This is a genomic window from Halorubrum sp. C191 (assembly GCF_002727095.1).
Lineage (GTDB): Archaea > Halobacteriota > Halobacteria > Halobacteriales > Haloferacaceae > Halorubrum > Halorubrum ezzemoulense.
The window spans coordinates 1-16381 of the sequence record NZ_NHNZ01000213.1; the positions used below are offsets into that span (position 1 = coordinate 1).

The window sequence follows — 16381 nt, forward strand, 5'->3', positions numbered from 1 at the left end:
CGAACGCCTCGCGGAGCCGGGGGGCGGCGCCCTCGTCGCCGACGGTCGACAGTCCGGTCGCCCCCAGCATCCGATACGCGGCCCGGTCGTGTCTCAGCCACCGCGAGAACGTCTCGGCAGCCCCGCTCGTCTTCCCGCTTCCGTCCTCGGCGCCGCCGCCTCGCCGGTCGGCAACCCGCCGCCCCAGTCGGTCGAGGTGGTCGTCGCCGTGGAAGTACAGCGACTCGATCGCCGCCGCGCGGACGGTCTCGTCGGGGTCGTCGAGCGCCGCCTCGAACAACCCATCCACGATCCGGCTCGCGGCGGCGCTCATCGAACTGGACGGGCTGCCGAGCGCCTCCGCCGCCTCGCGTCGCGTCGACGCGTCGAACCGCCGATCGAGCCGCGCCAACGCCGGGGGATCGTCGTCGGTCGGCCGCCCGCCGCGCCCGGTGCCGCCGCTCTCCGCCGATCCATCGGCCCCGTCCGGTCGCGGCCTGTCGTCCATCTGTGAACACCTCACCGATCCGGTAGATTAAACGTATGGCCGCGGCTATCACCGATGAGAATCCGACGCGACCGGCGCGCGGTGCCGCGTTATTCGAGTCCGAACCCCCGGACGACACCGTACTCTGGCCCGGACGCGGTAAGCGCCGACTTCACCAGCCGAATCTCGTCGACCGAGAACGTCCCGACTTCCAGATCTCCCGCGTCGAGCGCGTCTCGGACCGCCTCTGCCCCGGCCGCGTTCTCCACGCGGGCCAGCGTCACGTGCGGCGTGAACGCGTGGGCTTTGGGGTCGACGCCGAGCGCGGTCGTCTCCGCTTCGAGCGCCTCGTAGAGCGCGGCGAGGTCGTCGCCGCCGCGGCCGACGCCCGCCCAGACGACCGAGACGTACTCGCGGTTCGGAAAGACGCCGAGGCCGCGGATCTCGGCCTCGAAAGGGGAGACCGCGGCGCGGTCGACGGCGCGCTCGCCGGCGGCGGCCACGTCGTCGAGGGCGGGATCGCCCTCGTCGTCCTCCGTGCCGATGTCGCCGAGGAACTTCAGCGTCACGTGCGCCTGTTCGGGGTCGACCGGGTTGACGCCCGACGCGTCCGCGAATGGGGCCTGTGCCTCCGCGACGGCGGGCGCGAGCGAGTCCGGGAGGTCGACGGCGAAGAACGCTCGCATCTCGGTCGCCGGATCGGCCAAGCGACGGATACCGCTTGTGGTGGTCGAACCAGCGCCTTACATAAATACCACCGTATCAGTCCGGCACAATTCCCAGTAGTGACCCTCCCATACTCGCATGTGATGGCCACCACCGACTCCGCGCGACCGGACCCGCCCTCGGAGCGTCGGGCGCCGGCGCGCGAGATGTCGAGCGTCGCCCGCTCGGCGGACGGTCGCCGGATCGCCTACGCGACGTACGGGCCTCCCGACGGCGACCCGGTCGTCTTCTTCCACGGGACGCCCGGGTCCCGCCGGCTGGGCGCGCTCCTCGAACCGGCGGCGCGAGCGAACGACATCCGCGTGATCGCGCCCGACAGACCCGGCTACGGACGCTCGCCCCCCCAGTCGGGTCGGACCGTCGGCGACGCCGCCGCGTCCGTGCGGCCCGTCCTGAACGACCTCGGAGTCGAGCGCGCGGCCCTCGTCGCGTTCTCCGGCGGCGCGCCCTACGCCCTCGCGACGGCCGCGTCGCTCGGCGACCGGGTCACCGGCGTCGACCTCGTCGCCGGCGCGACGCCGCCGTCGTTCGGCGACGACACGCCCGCGGTCCAGCGCCTCCTGTCCGGTCTCGCGGCCGCGACGCCGTCGGTCCTTGGGGCACTGCTCCGCGGTCAGGCGTGGGTCGCGTCGCGCGCGGACCCGTCGTTCGTGGTGGCCCAGTACGCCGAGGACGCCGACGCCGTCCCCGAGGACGCCGCGACCGTGGTGAAGGAGGACTTCCTCGCGGCGTTCGAGCGCCACCGGAACGGCGCGGTCACCGAGTTCCGCGACGCCGGCAGCGACTGGGGGATCGACCTCGACGCGGTCGACGCCCCGGTGCGCCTGTGGCACGGGACCGACGACGCGAACGTCCCCGTCGCCGGGGCGGAACGACTGGCCGAGGCGCTTCCGACCGCCGAACTCCGCGTCCTCGACGGCGCGGACCACCTCGGGACGCTCCTCCGGGCCGCCCCCGAGGCGCTGTCGCGTTCCCGCTGATCGCTGGCTCTCCCCCCGAGTTCGCCCCTGAAACGCCGCTGCGTCCCCGCTGATCAATCCGGCCCTGCCCGAGTCCGTCCCCGAGACGCCGTTGCGTCCCCGCTGACCGGTTCGGCCCTCCTCTCCGACCTCGTCCCGGGCCCCTCCCGCGGGCGGTCCCGAACCACGCGGATTGATGTACGGCACGCTCGAACGTCGAGCGACGGCGTCATGAAACGGATCAGGTTCTCGGCCGCCTACCCCGAGCGGCTCCGCCACCCCCTCCACGAGGCGATCGCCGCCGACTCGCCGATCCGTCGCGCGGAGCTGCTGATGTGGAGCCCGACGGCGGACGCAACGACGCTGCTCTGGTTCGACGGCGACCGCGACGCGACGGCGTCTGCCCTCGACGCGCTCGACTCGCTGGTCGCGAGCAGCCTCGTGAGCGACGCCGACGGGACCTACGCGTTCCTTCGGCAGGACGCCTACGAGTTCCCGGCGGCGCTCCTCGACACCGTCGCGGCGTCGCGGGTGATCTTCCTCCCGCCGGTCGTCTTCCGCGAGTCGGGCGACGTCCGGTTCGAGGCAGTGGGCGCGACGGCGGCGCTCAGCGAGTTCCACGACGACCTCGCGACCCTCGCCGACCTCACTATCGAGTGGGTCCACGAGTTCGAGCGCCGACGGGAACCGTCGCGGCTGACCGACCGACAGCGCGCGGCGCTGGAGACGGCGGTCTCGACGGGGTACTACGAGGTTCCGCGCGAGGGGACCGTCGCGGACGTGGCGGCCGCGCTCGGCTGCGCGACGAGCACGGCCGGCGAACTGCTCCGGAAGGCCGAGGCGGCGGTCGTCGAGCGCGCCGTCGAATCGGCGTGACGGCCGCCGCCGTCCCGGACGCCGACCCGCCGTCGGTTCACAGCCGCTCGCGGAGCGTGTCGGCGGTCGCGTCGCCCACGCCGTCGACGTCGGTGAGGTCGTCCCGGGAGGCGTCGCGGACGTTCTCGACCGAGCCGAACCGCCGGAGGAGGCGGCGGCGCGTCTCGGGGCCGACCCCCGGCACGTCGTCGAGGACCGTCCTGACCTCGTCGCGGACGGTCTGGTGGTAGGAGACGGCGAACCGGTGCGCCTCGTCGCGCACGCGCTGGAGCAGGTGGAGCTCGGGGGCGTCGTCGTCCCAGCGCCGGGTCCCGGTCGGAGTGACGACCAGCTCCTCCGCCTTCGCGAGGGCGACGACGGGCACGTCCCACCCGGTCTCCGCGAGCGCGTCGCGGGCGGCCCCGAGCTGCCCCTCGCCGCCGTCGATGAGGAGGAGGTCGGGGTCCGGGCGGTCGTCCTCGCCGGCGAGCGCGCGCTCGGCGCGCCACCGGACCAGCTCGCGCATGTTCGCGTAGTCGTCGTTGCGCTCGGTGAGCTTCTTCCGGCGGTAATCGGCCGTCTCCGCGCTCCCGTCGACGAAGCACACGTCGGAGCCGACCACGGCGGTGCCCTGCGCGTGGCTCACGTCGAACCCCTCGACGCGCTCGGGGCGGGCGATCCCGAGCCGGTCGCCGAGCGCGCCCACGGGGTCGTCGCGGCCGCCGCGCTTCCGGGCGTTCTTCAGCGCGAGTTCGACGAGCTTCGCCTCGCGGCCGGCGCCCGGGACCCGGACCGCGACCCCCTCGCGCTCCAGCCAGTCGACAACGTCCCGGTCGGCGGGTCGTTCGGCGAGGAGGACCGCGTCCGGGAACTCCCGCTCGGCGTAGTACTGCGCGAGGAACGCGCTGAGCACGGCGGCGGGGGTGTTGGCGTCGGGGTCCGCCGGGGTCGCGTCGCCGCCGGAGGCCCCCGATTCGGCCGCGTCCGCCACCGCCGCCGCGTCCAGCTGGTGGCGGCTCCGGTCGACCAGTTGCCCGCGCTCGCTGTGGAGCCGGGCCACCCGAGCCGTGTCGCCCTCGACCGCGGCCGCCAGCACGTCGACGGTGCGGTCGTCGTTCCGGTCGCTGACGGCCTCGCCCCCCTCGCCGTGGAACGCCTCGACCGCTTCGAGGCGGTCGCGGAGATTCGCCGCGCGCTCGAACTCGTTCGCCTCGGCCGCGGCCTCCATGCGGCGTCGGAGGGGATCGGCGAGGACGCCCGTCTCTCCCTCGAAGAAGCGCCGCGCGGCGGCCACGTCCTCGGCGTACGCCTCCGGCCATATCTCGCCGGTACACGGCGCCGAACAGATGCCCATCTCGTAGTCGAGGCAGGGGCGGTCGCGCCCCTCGTACTTGTGGTCCGAACAGCCGCGCAGCCGGTACTCGTCGCGGACCGCCTTCACCACGGTCTCGACGCGGCCCACGTCTGTGAACGGGCCGTACGCGACCGCGCCCGCCTCGGGGTCGCGGGTCACCTCGATCCGGGGCACCTCGTGGTCCGAGAAGGCGACCAACGGGTACGACTTGTCGTCCTTCAGCCGGACGTTGTACCGCGGGCGCAGCCGCTTGATGAGGTTCGCCTCGAGCAGCAGCGCCTGCGTCTCCGTGTCGGTGACCGCGAACTCGACCCGGTCGGCGCGCTCGACCATCCCTCGGATCCGGCCCGAGCGCGGGTCCGCGTACGACCGCACCCGGTCGCGGAGGTCGAGCGCCTTCCCGACGTACAGCGTCGTCTCCCCCGCCCGGAACTGGTAGACGCCCGGCTCCGTCGGGAGGTCTCGGGCCCGCTCGCGCACCGCGCCGGCGTCCATCGGTCTCGGATCGCCGTAGCCGCCCGACGCCATTGAACGCTGCGGGGACGAGCCGAAGCGAGGTCACGGTCCGTTCATGTCACTTCGCGAACTGGGTAGTTATCAAACCTGAGTCACGGGGAGAACCGTTTATGCCGATGCTTGGGGGAGAGGGAAACAGATATGACGGGAGTTCGAGGGCTGTTACGGCGCGTGCTCGGGCGGGGAGGTGACTCCCGGTCGGTCCCCGACGGGGGCGTCGTCGTCGGGGAGCCCGCGGGGACGGACGACGCGACGGTCCCAGCCGGCGAGTCCGGTGGCCCGAGCGACGAGGAGTACAGCGTCACCGAGGCGGACGGCGTGGACCGGACCAAGACCTTAGGGGGTGCCGGCTTCGCCGAGGTGTTCAACGCCACGGGCGTCCCGACGTTCATCCTCGACACCGAGGGGAACGTCGCCGAGTGGAACGAGTCGCTCGCGGCGCTCACCGGCGTCGACCGCGCGGACGCCCTCGGCCACGACTACGCCTCGGAGCTATTCTACCCCGACGGTCGGCGCGCCGACACACTCGCGGACAAGGTGCTCGACGCGCCCGAGGACGCGGACGAGGTGTACGATGTCGAGCGGTCCGGATCGGCACGGATCCGCTACCGCGACACGAGCACGATGGTCGACCGCCACGGCGAGGAGAAGCACATCGAGTTCACCGCGACCCCGATGTACGACGGCGACGAGTTGGTCGGCGTGACTGAGGTCGTCATCGACCGCACCGAGAACGTCAACGAGCGCGAGGCGACGGCGGAGCTGGTCGCCGAGATCCGCCAGACCGCCGAGGAGATCGGGGAGGGAAACCTAGAGGCCCGCGCCGTCTGCCGCGAGGAGTGCGAAATTCTCAACGAAGAGCTGTTGAGTGTCATCGGCGTCGTAAACCGGATGGCGGAGAACCTCCAGACCCTCTCCGAGAGCGTCCACGAGAAGGCGCGCGACCTCGACGGCACCGTCGAGGAGGCGAGCGCCGCGGCAGCCGACATCGCCGAGAACGTCGACGAGCAGAACGAGCTCTTAGAGGAGAGCGTCTCGGAGATGCAGTCGTTCTCCGCGGGGATGGAGGAGGTCGCGGCGACGGCTGACCAGGTCGACTCCGCCGCGGTCGCGGCCGCCGACGCCGCCGACGAGGGGTTAGACGCCAGCGAGGACGCCCGCGAGGCGACCGAGGACGTGGTGGAGATCGGCGACGAACTCGTCGAGAGCGTCGGCGCGCTCTCCGAGCGCATGGACGACATCGAGGAGGTCATCGAGGTCATCTCCGACGTGGCCGAGCAGACGAACCTGCTCGCCCTGAACGCCAACATCGAGGCCGCCCGCGCCGGCGAGGGCGGCGACGGCTTCGCGGTCGTCGCCGAGGAGGTGAAGAAGCTCGCCGACGAGACCCGCGGCTACACCGAGGAAATCACGGAGAGCCTCGACAAGCTCCAGGCGCAGTCCGCGGAGACCACGACCGCGGTCGAGCGCTCGCACGACCGGATCGAGGACGCGGGCACCGAGATCGAGACGGTCCTCGACTCGCTCGAAGAGATCGCTGACGCGGTCGACGAGGCGGCCGCGGGCGTCGCGGAGGTCGCGCGCACCACCGACGACCAGGCGGCGACCGTCGAGGAGCTCACCTCGTCGCTGGAGGCGGTCCGCGAGCGCTCCGACCGCACCGAGGAGGCGACCGAACGCATCGTCGACGCCACCGACGATCAAGAGGCGGCCGTCGACGAGCTGATCGCCCGCGTCGAACAGCTCGACGCCAGATAACTCCCCTACCGCCCCGAGTCCCGTCCGCTTTCGCTCCCCCGTTCTCTCGGCACCGCCGAACGTTTAACCCCGCTCAGCCCCCACAAAACGTATGTCCGTTACGCCGCCCGGGCCGCTCGGCGACCCCCTGTTCGGGAACGGTCGCCAGTTCGCTGACGACCCCTTCGGTTTCCTCCGCGCCTGCGCCGACAGCTACGGTGACGTGGTGCGGCTCGACCTCGGTCCCAGAGAGACGTACCTGCTCACGAACCCCGCCGACGTCGAGCGCGTGCTCGTCGCCGACGCCGAACGCTACCGGAAGCCCCAGTTCGGCGACGACGCGATGGACACGCTGCTCGGCGACGGTCTCCTCATGAGCGACGGCGACACGTGGCAGCGCCAGCGCACGCTCGCGAACCCCTCGTTCCACAACCGCCGGATCGGCGCGCTCGACGGGACGATGGTCGACCACACGGAGTCGCAGCTCGCGGACTGGGCCGACGGCGAGGTCGTCGACATCCAGCTCGAGGTCGCCCGCCTCACCGTGAAGATCATCGTCTCGGCGATGTTCGGCGCCGACATCACCGACGAGGAGGTGAAGACGGTCCAAGAGAACTTGGAGCCGCTCGGCGCGCGGTTCGAGCCCGACCCGCGGCGGTTCCTGATCCCGAACTGGGTGCCGACCCGCGAGAACCGCGAGTTCGACGCCGCGATCGACACCCTCGAATCCGTCATCGACGGGATCGTCGACCGCCGCCGGGGCACGGAGCGCGACCCGAGCGTCGACCCCGCCGGCGCGGAGGGCGTCGCGGTGCCCGGCCCGGCCGGGGACGGCGACGGCGACCTGCCGATGGACCTGCTCTCAGTCCTCCTACGCGCCCGCGACCGCGGCGAGCAGACCGACGAGAACCTCCGCGACGAGCTGGTGACGATGCTGCTCGCCGGCCACGACACGACCGCGCTCGCGCTGACGTACACGTTCTACCTGCTCTCGAATCACCCTGATGCCCGTCGCGAGGTCGAGCGCGAGGCCGAGACGGCGACCGCCGACGGCCCGCCGACCGCGGCCGACGTCCGCGACATGGCGTACACCGAGCGCGTGCTCAACGAGTCGATGCGCCTCTACCCGCCCGTCTACACCCTGTTTCGCGAGCCGAAGCTCGACGTGAAACTGGGGGGGTACCGGATCCCGGAGGGGTCCGCGCTGATGGTGTCGCAGTGGGTGACCCACCGGTCCGAGCGGTGGTACGACGCCCCCGAGACGTTCGACCCCGACCGCTGGACGCCCAAGCGCCGGAGCGAGCGCCCCCGGTTCGCCTTCTTCCCCTTCGGCGGGGGCCCGCGCCACTGTATCGGGAAGGCGTTCTCGCTGCTGGAGGCGAAGATCATCCTCGCGGAGATCTGCTCGCAGTTCGAACTCGGCTACGAGGGACCGGACCTCTCCTTGCGCGGCTCGCTCACCATGCACCCGAGCCATCCGGTGCCGATGCGGATCCGCGAGCGGTAGATGTCCGCCCCCGCCGACGCGTACTGCGCCCGGTGCGGCGATCCGCTCTCGAGCGGTCTCGTTGCGACCGACCGCCGCGCCTGCTGTCTCAACGCCACCCCGATCGCGGGCGTCTGCCCGACCCACGGGCCGGTGGGGCCGCACCACGCGGTCGAGGAACCGGACGCGGTCGACGACGCGTAACCTCCGGTTCGCCCTACAGATCGACCGTCGCCGCGACCTCCCGGTACTCCGGGTCCCACGCGTCGAGCGCATGGACGCGCCACCGGACCGGGTCGAACTCGGTCTCGACGAGGTCGGCGACCGCGCCCGGTTCCGGGTCGCCGCCCCGCGCCAGCGTCACGTGCGGGACGTACGCGTCGCCCTCGATTCCCTCCACCGTCCCGAACGCCGCACAGAGCCTGCGGTGAAGCCGAACGAGCCCGTCGCTCTCGACCGTCAGATACACGATCGGCCGCGACCCCGACCGCGGCGCGTCGAAGACGTCGATCCCGGTCACGGCGACCTCGAACGAGTCGGCGGGCGCGAGCGGTCGACGAAGGCGTTCGCGCAGCCGGTCGAGGGCCTCCTGACGAGGCGGGACGGGTTTGTCCCCTCCACGTTCCTCGCCCCCCTCGCCCTCTCCGCGTTCATCGCCTCCGTCGCGCTCTCCGCGTCGCACGTCCTCGACGCCGAAGCGCTTACAGACGAGGGTGTGACGCTCGCGGACGCGATCGAACCCCGTCAGTTTCGGGTGGAGATCGCCGGCGAGGCGGTCGATCGCGGGCGGGAGCGGGACGTTGAGGCTGAACACGTCGGCGTCCGCCTCAGATCCGATCGGTGAGGTGTAAGGCGATCACGACGACGAGCGCGATCCCGATCAGCGTTGGGAGGGCGTCGAGCAGCCAGAAGGCGACCTCGAGGACGGCCCCGACGATCTCTAGGAGAAGCCACACGACGACGAGCAGCAGCACGATCTTCAGGAGGTCGTCGGTGTCGATCTCGGCGCGGTTCATGGCCAGACGGGGGTGCGGCAGCGATAAAAAGACGGTGGTAAAACCGGGCGCTCGCTACGCGATCTTCTCGTACTGCTCGGAGAGCTTCTCGGCGGCCTCGTCGAGCAGTTCGGCCTCGTACTCGTCGAGGTCCCACTCGACGACCTCCTCGACGCCGTTCGCGCCGAGCTTCGCGGGGACGCCGAGCGCGGTGTCATCGTAGCCGTACTCGCCGTCGAGCACGACCGAGCAGGGGAGCACCTCGCCGGTGTCGTTGAGGATGGCCTCGACGGTGTGGGCGACGCCGGTGGCGGGTCCCCACTGCGTCGCGCCCTTCCGGCTGATCACGTCCATCGCGGACTCCTGGAGGTCCGCGAGGATCTGCTCTTTCTCGTCGGCGTCGAACGACGGGTCGCGGCCGTCGACGCGCACCTTCGAGAAGACGGGCGCCTGCGCGTCGCCGTGTTCGCCGAGGATCGTCGCCTCGACGTTCTGGACGGGCGCGTCGAAGCGCTCGGAGAGGACGTAGCGGAAGCGCGCGGAGTCGAGCCGGCCGCCGAAGCCGACCACCTTGTGGCGGTCGCGGTCGCCCGCCTCGTAGAGGTGGCGGTTGAGCAGATCGACCGGGTTCGAGGTGGTGACGGTGACGAAGTCGTCGTTGTGCTCGGCGATTGAGGACCCGATGTCCTCCATGATCGGCGCGTTGTCGCCGGCGAGGTCGATCCGGGTCTGCCCCTCCTTGCGCGGGATGCCCGCCGTGATGACGACCACGTCCGAGCCGGCGGTGTCCTCGTACTCGCCCTGCCGGACGGTCGTGTTCGAGTCGTACGCGACGCCGTGGTTCGCGTCGGCGGCCTGTCCGATCGTCGTCTCGCGCTGGTCCGGAATGTCCACGAAGACGAGCTCGTCGACCACGTCGCGTAACGCGAGGTTGTAGCCGGCCGCGGCTCCGACGGTCCCCGCCGCACCAATAACGCTGACCTTTGTCATACCGTGTAGATTCGCGACCGGCCGGTGAGTAAACGTTTCGGAACCCCGCTAACGTTCGTGACCGTCGTCGCGAAACCCCTAACTCCCGCGGCGTCGAAGCGTCGCCTCGTGCCGACGTTCCGCTACCCGTGCCCCGGCTGTCGGACGACGAACAGCCTTCACGACGCCGACTGTGAGTTCGAGGGCGTGAGCTGGCCGACCGTCGAGAAGGCGTACACCGACCTCCTGTCGGTGCTGTCCGCGGAGCCCGACGGCCTCCCGGAAGCGGCGCTGCGGGACGCGGTCCCGGCGGAGTGGGGCGGGCTCCACAAGGCCGCGCTCGGCGCGCTCCGCCGCGACCAGCGCGTCGTCGAGGACGGCGACCGGCTCCGCCTGCTCACCGCCGCGGAGTTCAAGGAACGCGTCTCGGAGCCGACTCGCGACCCGATGCGCACCGTCTACGAGCACGGCTCGGTCCCGGGCTGTCACGACAACGCGGTGTTCGCGATGGTGGCGTGGTACGAGATGGTCGGGCTCTCGTGGCCCGAGACCCGCGAGAACGTGATCGAGTGGCTCCGCGAGTCGGGCGCGTGGGACCGCGGCGGCTTCGAGGAGTCGACGCCCGGCGAGCTCGTCGACGCCAAGCGCCACGTGTACGACGAGGGGTACGGCTGGAAGGAGAAGGGACAGGCCGCGAAGCGCGTCATCGAGCGGCATCTGTAGCGCCGGTTCGTCCGGAGCGCGGACCGGACGGACCGCCGCCCCACGACAGCTTTACCCCCGCCGTCGCCGTCGTACCCGACGAATGGCCCTCGACCTCGTTCCCGCGTGGCCCGCCGTCGGCTCCCTCGCGGGCGGGGCGGGGGCGCTCGCGCTCGCGTGGGCGATCCGCGAACACCGCGGCCGCCCCGGCGTCGACTGGTTCCTCGGCGTGTTCGCCGCGCAGGCGACGTGGTGTCTCTCCTACGGCGTCGGCCTGCTGGTCTCCGAACCGGCGATCCGAGCCGCGCTGGAGGCGACGATGTGGCTGGGCGTGATCTGGACAGGGATCGCCTTCCTCGGGTTCGCACTGGAGTACACGGGCCGGAGCGACGTGGTCCGGAGCCGCCTGTTCGCGGCGGTCGTCGGGTTCGGCGCACTCTCGTCCGCGCTCGTCGTCACGAACTCGCTCCACGGTGTCTTCTGGACCGACTTCGCGCGCGACCCCGCCTTCGGCGTCGAGACCGTCTCGTACGCGTTCGGGCCGTGGGCGTACCTGACGGTCGCCGCGGAGACGGTCCTCGTCGCCAGCGCCGTGTTCCTCCTCGTCGACACGCTGCTCAGCTACGGGCCGCTGTACCGCCGCGAGAGCGCCGCGGTCGCGCTGAGCTCGCTGCCGCCCGGGTTCGCGCTGGTCGCGTGGGCGCTGGCGCTCGGCCCGGTGCCCCAACTCCAACTCGCGCCGGTGATGTTCGTCCCGCACCTGCTCCTCGACGCGTACGCGTTCGACCGCGCGGAGATGTTCGACCGGAACCCGACCACCAGCCGCGCCGCGGAGCGCACCGCGATCGACGACCTCCGCGACCCCATCGTGGCGCTGGCGCTCGACCGCCGCATCGTCCGGATCAACCCCGCGGCCGAAACGGTGCTCGGCGTCGACGCCCAGACCGCCCGCGACCGCCCGCTCGCCGATTTCCTCGATCTCCCGGTCCGCATCGGCGACGCGGGCGAGGGCGAACCGGACGGCGGCGAGTCCGGCCCGGACGACGAAGCGGGCGGTTCCCGCGAGACGGTCGAGATCGACGCCGGCGACGGGGCCCGCAGCCGCACGTACGCGGTGTCAGTCTCCCGGCTCACCGACCCCAACGGCACCCACGTCGGGTACACTCTCGTCCTCTCGGACGTCACCGACCGCGAGCGCCGACGCCAGCAGCTGGAGGTGCTCAACCGCATCCTGCGACACAACCTCCGCAACGACGCGGGCGTCGTCCGCGGGTACGGCGAGATCCTCCGCGATCGCGTCGACGACTCGGAACTCGTTCAGATGGCCGACGCGGTCGAGCGTCGCGCGGGCGCGCTGGCCGCGCTCGGCGAGAAGGCCGGGACCGTCGAGCGGCTGCTCGAAGATCGGGACCCCGAGCCGACGGACGTGCGCGACCTCGTGACATCGGCCGTCGCGGACGCCCGTGGCCGCGACGACGCGGCGATCGAACTCGCGGTCGACGGCGAGCCGACGACCGCCGACGGCGGGGCGGCGACTTCCGTCGGCGAGCGGACGACCGGAGACGCCGACGACGACGAGTGGGTCACGCGGGTCCGGCTCGACGCGCTCCGCGCGGTCGTCGAGAACACGGTGGAGAACGCGCTCGATCACCACGACGGTCAGGGAACAGAACGCGATGACGGCGGGGCGTGGGTACGGGTCGCGCTCCGTCGAGAGGAGCGCGGAGGCGACGGCGGCCACGAGGGCGAGGGCGACGCGCGGTTCGTGCTCACCGTCGCGGACGACGGGCCCGGGATCCCCGAGCACGAAGTCGAGGCGGTCGAGTCCGGGCGGGAGACCGCCCTCGAACACGGGTCGGGGCTGGGCCTGTGGGTCGTCGCGTGGGGCGCCGCCGCGGTCGGCGCCGACGTCGAGTACGCCGACCGGGAGCCGCGGGGGACGCGGGTGACGGTGTCGGTTCCGGTCGTAGACGGCTTATAAAGCGTGTGCCTCGCCGTACGCCTGTGCCTTCAGACGATCGTAGCGCTCTTGCGAGTCGAGTACCCACTTGTACTCGAATCCGGGCGGTGGGGTGCTTCAGTCGAGGAACGAGCGAGCCTCTTCGACCCCGAAGCGGATCGTTTTGCGGCCGTACGACGGTGAGAGGCCAATCTCCTCGAATAGATTTAAAAAGAACTCCTGACGGTCGTCTCGGTGTCGTATCCGTATTGCTGCTCTCGGTTCGCCGTACTCCTGAACATCGAGACACCCGTCACAGACGTACCACATCTTGGCGATCCGTGGCGTCAGCGATAGACTCTCTGGGAACCGCTTCTCGCCGGACCGGTACCACCGACGAAGTGACCGCATGAACGGGTGAGATCGCGATATGACGGTATACCTATCGTGATAGTTCTCAGCCCTCGCATTTGGACTGACCCCGATTCACGGTTACTATGTGCCAGCTCCGCTGCCGTCTTTTTTTTAATCGGACACCGGTGCTCAACACCCCCATCTCGTGGTCGAACCACTCCAAGGATTGCTTGTAACCATCGAGAGACGGAACAGGCCGTGAGCCCCGTCGTTCGTCTTTGGGACGGACCCCCCGTCACCCATGAAACAGCCGACGAGGATCTCGCGAAGGTACGTGGGTGTTTCGGGGTAGTAACAGCTTCCGCGTGCCCAGTGACTACCGACCCGCTTGAACGACTCTCCGCATCCTGGACACGCTTCCCTCGGTAATTTACTCGCTCTGAATCCTCGGTGCAAGCATATACGTTGCCTGTCCGAGCCCCTCGGCGAAGCCGTAGTGGAGCTTGACGGGGAACTCCTCGCCGAGCTCGACGGTGACCTCGGCGTCGGAGGGGATCGCCTTGTTCATGTCCTTGAGGTAGTCGAGGCTGAACAGCGAGTCAGCGGGGCCGGCGGTGAGCGCGATGAGGTCCTCGCGGTCGAGCTTGAGGTTCACGTCGTCGGTGTCGCCCTCGGCCTCGATGAAGAACGCCTCGTCGCCCTCGTCGACGCGGAGGCGGATGTGGTCGGAGACCATGTCGGCGGCCTTGATCCCGCGGTCGAGCTGGGCGCCCTCGACGACGATCTCGGAGGCGAGATCGAGGTCGGGGATGTCCGGCTCCTGGCGGATCGAGTCGGGGTCGATGAGCGCGAGGGTGTACGAGAGGCCGTCGATCTCGATGTGGAGCTTGCGGGTCTCCTCGTCGAGTTCGAGGTGGATCAGGTCGCCCGAGTTGGCCATGCCGGCGATGTCCTCCAGGCGGGCGAGGTTGACGCCGATGACGCCGCCGTCGGCGTCGTAGGACTCGAACGCGGCCGCCTCCAGCGTGAGGTCGACCATGCCGACGTTGGCGGGGTCGACGGCCCGGATGGAGAGCTCCTCCTCGTTCAGGCGGATCTTACACTCGTCGACCAACACGCTCACCGAATCGAGCGCGTCCTGAAACGTCGACGCGCCCACGATGGCCTTGAACATATACGTTCGGCTAGGGCGGTATCCCCTAAAAAGACACCCGATCGGGTCGGCACGGAAACGCTCAAACCGACCGGATGAGCCGGGCGACGACGACCCCGAGCGTCACCACGGCTCGCAGCGGGCGGAGCCGTTCGAGCCGGTATTCGAGGGTCTCCGCCTCGTCGGCGTCCCGGCCTCTCGCCTCCGCGTCCGCGCCGTCGTCCGCCGGCTCGCGCGTGAGGTCGCGGGGCTCCTCGCTACCGGGGCCGCGGGGCGCTCCGTCGCCGGGGTCGGGCGGCTCGGATCGGCCCGTCCGTCGGGGCGCTGTCGGCCGGCTCCGCGAGCGGTGTCGGGTTCACGTCGGTCCGCTCGGGCGCTGACAGTGGCTCGTCGACCGTGTGTGGCCTGCGCCGCGCCAGGCGGTACACGACGGTGCGAGGGTAATTCATGAGTAGACGAGCCGAACGCAAGACGGAACTGAAACTCGTCCGCGCGGGATCGGGCTCCCGGACCGATCGCGCCGGTCGTCGCGCGCGGCCCTCAGACGAGCGGCTCGACGAGGTCGCGCCCCTCGGCGAGCAGGTCGTCGACGGCCTCGTCGGAGTCGGCCTCGGCGTACACCCGGAGCTTCGGCTCGGTGCCCGAGGGGCGGACGAGCAGCCACGAGCCGCTCTCTAAGAGGAGCTTGAACCCGTCGAGCGTGACGACCTTCGCTACGGGGGACCCGCCGACTGCCTCCGGGATGTGGTCCTCCAGCTCGTCGAGGACCGCTTCCTTCCGGTCGTCCGGGCAGTCGAGCGACACTTTTCCGGCCGCGATGTGGCCGTGCTCGTCGAGCAGGCGGTCGACGCGCGCGTCGAACGGCTCGGCGGCGTGGGTCGCGGCCGCGAGCAGCCCCATCAGCACGCCGTCCTTCTCCCGGACGTGACCGCGGAGGGTGAACCCGCCGGACTCCTCGCCGCCGAACAGCGCGTCGTGCTCACCCATCGCCTCGGCGACCCACTTGAAGCCGACCGGGGTCTCGTACACCGCCTCGCCGTGCGCCTCGGCGATGCGGTCGACGAGGAACGTCGTCGAGACGGTGCGGACCGCGGGCCCGGAGTCGGTCTCCAAGAGCCGGTCGTAGCAGGCGGCGTAGAAGAGGTTCGCGTCGAGGACGCCGCGCTCGGGCGTGACGACCGCGATCCGGTCGGCGTCGCCGTCGTTGGCGATCCCCAGATCCACGTCGCTCTCGGGGTCGGTGACGCGCTCGGCCAGTTCTCCGAGGTGTTCGGCCGACGGCTCGGGGGAGTCGCCGCCGAAGGTCACGTCGCGCTCGCAGCGCAGGCGCTCCACCTCCGCGCCGGCCGACTCGAGGAGCGCGTCCGTGACGCCGCGCCCGCTCCCGTGCATCGCGTCGTACGCGACCGTGAGCCCGTCGAGGTCGACGCCGTCCCCGTCTCCGGCGACGCGGCTGACGACCTCGCGGGCCGCGTCGGCGTGTTCGCTCACGAGGTCGACCCGAGAGATGTCGCCGCGCTCGGCTTCGGGGAGCAGGTCGGGCTCGGCGAGCCGGTCGACGACATCCTCGGTCACGTCCGGCAGCGCCGGCGCGCCGTCGTGCGGGATGAACTTCACGCCGTTGTACTCGGGCGGGTTGTGCGAGGCGGTGATCATACACGCGCCGGACAGTCCGCGGTCGACGATAGCGTGGGCGATCACCGGCGTCGGCGCGTCGCGCTCGGGGAGGATCACGTCGAAGCCGTTGCCCGCGAACACCTCCGCGAGGCTCTCGGCGAACCCCTCCGAGGTCTCGCGGGCGTCGTACCCCACCGCGACCGGTTCGTCGTGCCCCGCCGCGTCGAGGTGGTCGGCGATCGCCTGTCCCACGATCCGCACGCGCTCGTCGGTGAACGTGTCGAGTGTCGCGCGCCACCCGTCCGTGCCGAAGGCTATCTGATCCATGTCGGCCACGTCGGCGGCGGGGACAATAATGCCCCGTGTCGGCCGCGAAGGTTGCGCGAGCGGATCGCCCGCGGCTATTGATAAATAAACCGCGGCGGCGCGTGCCTCCGAACGCCCGCAGGGCGTGAGGAGCACGCGCGAGGGAGTCGGACCGGCGCGATAGTACCTAGCATAACTTTTGAAGATAGTCGTCGAGATGATTGTCGATCCAAGAGGCCGCGAAACT

The 16381-nt window shown here is 71.0% G+C and carries 16 protein-coding genes; 7 read left to right on the forward strand and 9 right to left on the reverse strand.

What is annotated here, in order from left to right; all coding sequences use genetic code 11:
- Together Z052_RS18495 and thpR are read right to left on the reverse strand one after the other, a co-directional pair.
- Positions 1 to 487 (reverse strand): HEAT repeat domain-containing protein (locus Z052_RS18495; RefSeq protein WP_144050076.1); only part of this gene is annotated, 487 nt, incomplete at its 3' end.
- An 89-nt stretch (positions 488 to 576) separates the two neighbouring features.
- On the reverse strand, positions 577 to 1152 hold the full coding sequence (gene thpR / locus Z052_RS18500; protein ID WP_094519658.1) for an RNA 2',3'-cyclic phosphodiesterase: 576 nt from the start codon (positions 1150 to 1152) through the stop codon (positions 577 to 579).
- Between the two features lie 123 nt (positions 1153 to 1275).
- On the opposite strand from thpR, the gene Z052_RS18505 reads away from it, so the two are divergent.
- Together Z052_RS18505 and Z052_RS18510 are read left to right on the forward strand one after the other, a co-directional pair.
- Positions 1276 to 2172, forward strand: a complete 897-nt coding sequence (locus tag Z052_RS18505) for an alpha/beta fold hydrolase (RefSeq protein WP_099289338.1) — start codon at positions 1276 to 1278, stop codon at positions 2170 to 2172.
- A gap of 210 nt (positions 2173 to 2382) precedes the next feature.
- Positions 2383 to 3027, forward strand: a complete 645-nt coding sequence (locus Z052_RS18510) for a helix-turn-helix domain-containing protein (protein ID WP_086216308.1) — start codon at positions 2383 to 2385, stop codon at positions 3025 to 3027.
- A gap of 37 nt (positions 3028 to 3064) precedes the next feature.
- Here Z052_RS18510 and Z052_RS18515 read toward each other — a convergent pair whose 3' ends face one another.
- Positions 3065 to 4855, reverse strand: coding sequence for an excinuclease ABC subunit C (locus tag Z052_RS18515; protein ID WP_099289343.1), 1791 nt, complete (start codon positions 4853 to 4855; stop codon positions 3065 to 3067).
- 162 nt (positions 4856 to 5017) lie between these two features.
- On the opposite strand from Z052_RS18515, the gene Z052_RS18520 reads away from it, so the two are divergent.
- The 3 genes from Z052_RS18520 (at position 5018) to Z052_RS18530 (ending at position 8303) form a co-directional block, all read left to right on the forward strand.
- Positions 5018 to 6634, forward strand: coding sequence for a methyl-accepting chemotaxis protein (locus Z052_RS18520; protein ID WP_089308518.1), 1617 nt, complete (start codon positions 5018 to 5020; stop codon positions 6632 to 6634).
- A gap of 91 nt (positions 6635 to 6725) precedes the next feature.
- Entirely contained in the window at positions 6726 to 8120 is a 1395-nt protein-coding gene (locus Z052_RS18525) for a cytochrome P450 (protein WP_094553346.1), read from the forward strand.
- Positions 8121 to 8303 (forward strand): hypothetical protein, encoded by a 183-nt coding sequence (locus tag Z052_RS18530; protein ID WP_049932022.1) that lies wholly within the window; start codon positions 8121 to 8123, stop codon positions 8301 to 8303.
- A gap of 13 nt (positions 8304 to 8316) precedes the next feature.
- Here the strand turns inward: Z052_RS18530 and Z052_RS18535 are convergent, their stop codons facing one another.
- From Z052_RS18535 to mdh, 3 genes are read right to left on the reverse strand one after another with little or no spacing between them, the layout of a single operon-like run.
- The gene (locus Z052_RS18535; RefSeq protein ID WP_099289339.1) at positions 8317 to 8913 is read right to left on the reverse strand and encodes a 2'-5' RNA ligase family protein; all 597 of its coding nucleotides are present in this window, start codon (positions 8911 to 8913) and stop codon (positions 8317 to 8319) included.
- A gap of 13 nt (positions 8914 to 8926) precedes the next feature.
- Entirely contained in the window at positions 8927 to 9115 is a 189-nt protein-coding gene (locus Z052_RS18540) for a hypothetical protein (RefSeq protein WP_049932025.1), read from the reverse strand.
- A gap of 54 nt (positions 9116 to 9169) precedes the next feature.
- Positions 9170 to 10084 (reverse strand): malate dehydrogenase, encoded by a 915-nt coding sequence (gene mdh / locus Z052_RS18545; RefSeq protein ID WP_049932026.1) that lies wholly within the window; start codon positions 10082 to 10084, stop codon positions 9170 to 9172.
- Positions 10085 to 10192: 108 nt separating this feature from the next.
- Here mdh and Z052_RS18550 point away from each other — a divergent pair, with 108 nt between their 5' ends.
- Positions 10193 to 10786: a hypothetical protein gene (locus Z052_RS18550; protein WP_049932148.1), complete on the forward strand. Its 594-nt coding sequence runs from the start codon at positions 10193 to 10195 to the stop codon at positions 10784 to 10786.
- Between the two features lie 82 nt (positions 10787 to 10868).
- Complete coding sequence (locus Z052_RS18555) at positions 10869 to 12746, forward strand: histidine kinase N-terminal 7TM domain-containing protein (RefSeq protein ID WP_099289340.1); 1878 nt, start codon at positions 10869 to 10871, stop codon at positions 12744 to 12746.
- A gap of 96 nt (positions 12747 to 12842) precedes the next feature.
- On the opposite strand, the gene Z052_RS18560 is transcribed toward Z052_RS18555, so the two are convergent.
- The 3 genes from Z052_RS18560 to Z052_RS18570 all read right to left on the reverse strand — a co-directional run bounded on the left by Z052_RS18560 (position 12843) and on the right by Z052_RS18570 (position 16155).
- Positions 12843 to 13115, reverse strand: a complete 273-nt coding sequence (locus tag Z052_RS18560; RefSeq protein ID WP_099289341.1) for a hypothetical protein — start codon at positions 13113 to 13115, stop codon at positions 12843 to 12845.
- Between the two features lie 373 nt (positions 13116 to 13488).
- The gene (locus Z052_RS18565; protein WP_089308514.1) at positions 13489 to 14232 is read right to left on the reverse strand and encodes a DNA polymerase sliding clamp; all 744 of its coding nucleotides are present in this window, start codon (positions 14230 to 14232) and stop codon (positions 13489 to 13491) included.
- A gap of 519 nt (positions 14233 to 14751) precedes the next feature.
- On the reverse strand, positions 14752 to 16155 hold the full coding sequence (locus Z052_RS18570) for a phosphoglucomutase/phosphomannomutase family protein (protein WP_099289342.1): 1404 nt from the start codon (positions 16153 to 16155) through the stop codon (positions 14752 to 14754).
- Positions 16156 to 16381 lie beyond the last annotated feature (226 nt).

Bases quoted from the DNA above. Each gene is read 5' to 3' on its own strand.
- Z052_RS18560 (WP_099289341.1), bottom strand. From the start codon at position 13,115: ATGCGGTCACTTCGTCGGTGGTACCGGTCCGGCGAGAAGCGGTTCCCA.
- Z052_RS18565 (WP_089308514.1), bottom strand. From the start codon at position 14,232: ATGTTCAAGGCCATCGTGGGCGCGTCGACGTTTCAGGACGCGCTCGAT.
- Z052_RS18555 (WP_099289340.1), top strand. From the start codon at position 10,869: ATGGCCCTCGACCTCGTTCCCGCGTGGCCCGCCGTCGGCTCCCTCGCG.
- Z052_RS18530 (WP_049932022.1), top strand. From the start codon at position 8,121: ATGTCCGCCCCCGCCGACGCGTACTGCGCCCGGTGCGGCGATCCGCTC.
- Z052_RS18570 (WP_099289342.1), bottom strand. From the start codon at position 16,155: ATGGATCAGATAGCCTTCGGCACGGACGGGTGGCGCGCGACACTCGAC.
- Z052_RS18540 (WP_049932025.1), bottom strand. From the start codon at position 9,115: ATGAACCGCGCCGAGATCGACACCGACGACCTCCTGAAGATCGTGCTG.
- Z052_RS18515 (WP_099289343.1), bottom strand. From the start codon at position 4,855: ATGGACGCCGGCGCGGTGCGCGAGCGGGCCCGAGACCTCCCGACGGAG.
- mdh (WP_049932026.1), bottom strand. From the start codon at position 10,084: ATGACAAAGGTCAGCGTTATTGGTGCGGCGGGGACCGTCGGAGCCGCG.
- Z052_RS18505 (WP_099289338.1), top strand. From the start codon at position 1,276: ATGGCCACCACCGACTCCGCGCGACCGGACCCGCCCTCGGAGCGTCGG.
- Z052_RS18520 (WP_089308518.1), top strand. From the start codon at position 5,018: ATGACGGGAGTTCGAGGGCTGTTACGGCGCGTGCTCGGGCGGGGAGGT.
- thpR (WP_094519658.1), bottom strand. From the start codon at position 1,152: ATGCGAGCGTTCTTCGCCGTCGACCTCCCGGACTCGCTCGCGCCCGCC.
- Z052_RS18525 (WP_094553346.1), top strand. From the start codon at position 6,726: ATGTCCGTTACGCCGCCCGGGCCGCTCGGCGACCCCCTGTTCGGGAAC.
- Z052_RS18510 (WP_086216308.1), top strand. From the start codon at position 2,383: ATGAAACGGATCAGGTTCTCGGCCGCCTACCCCGAGCGGCTCCGCCAC.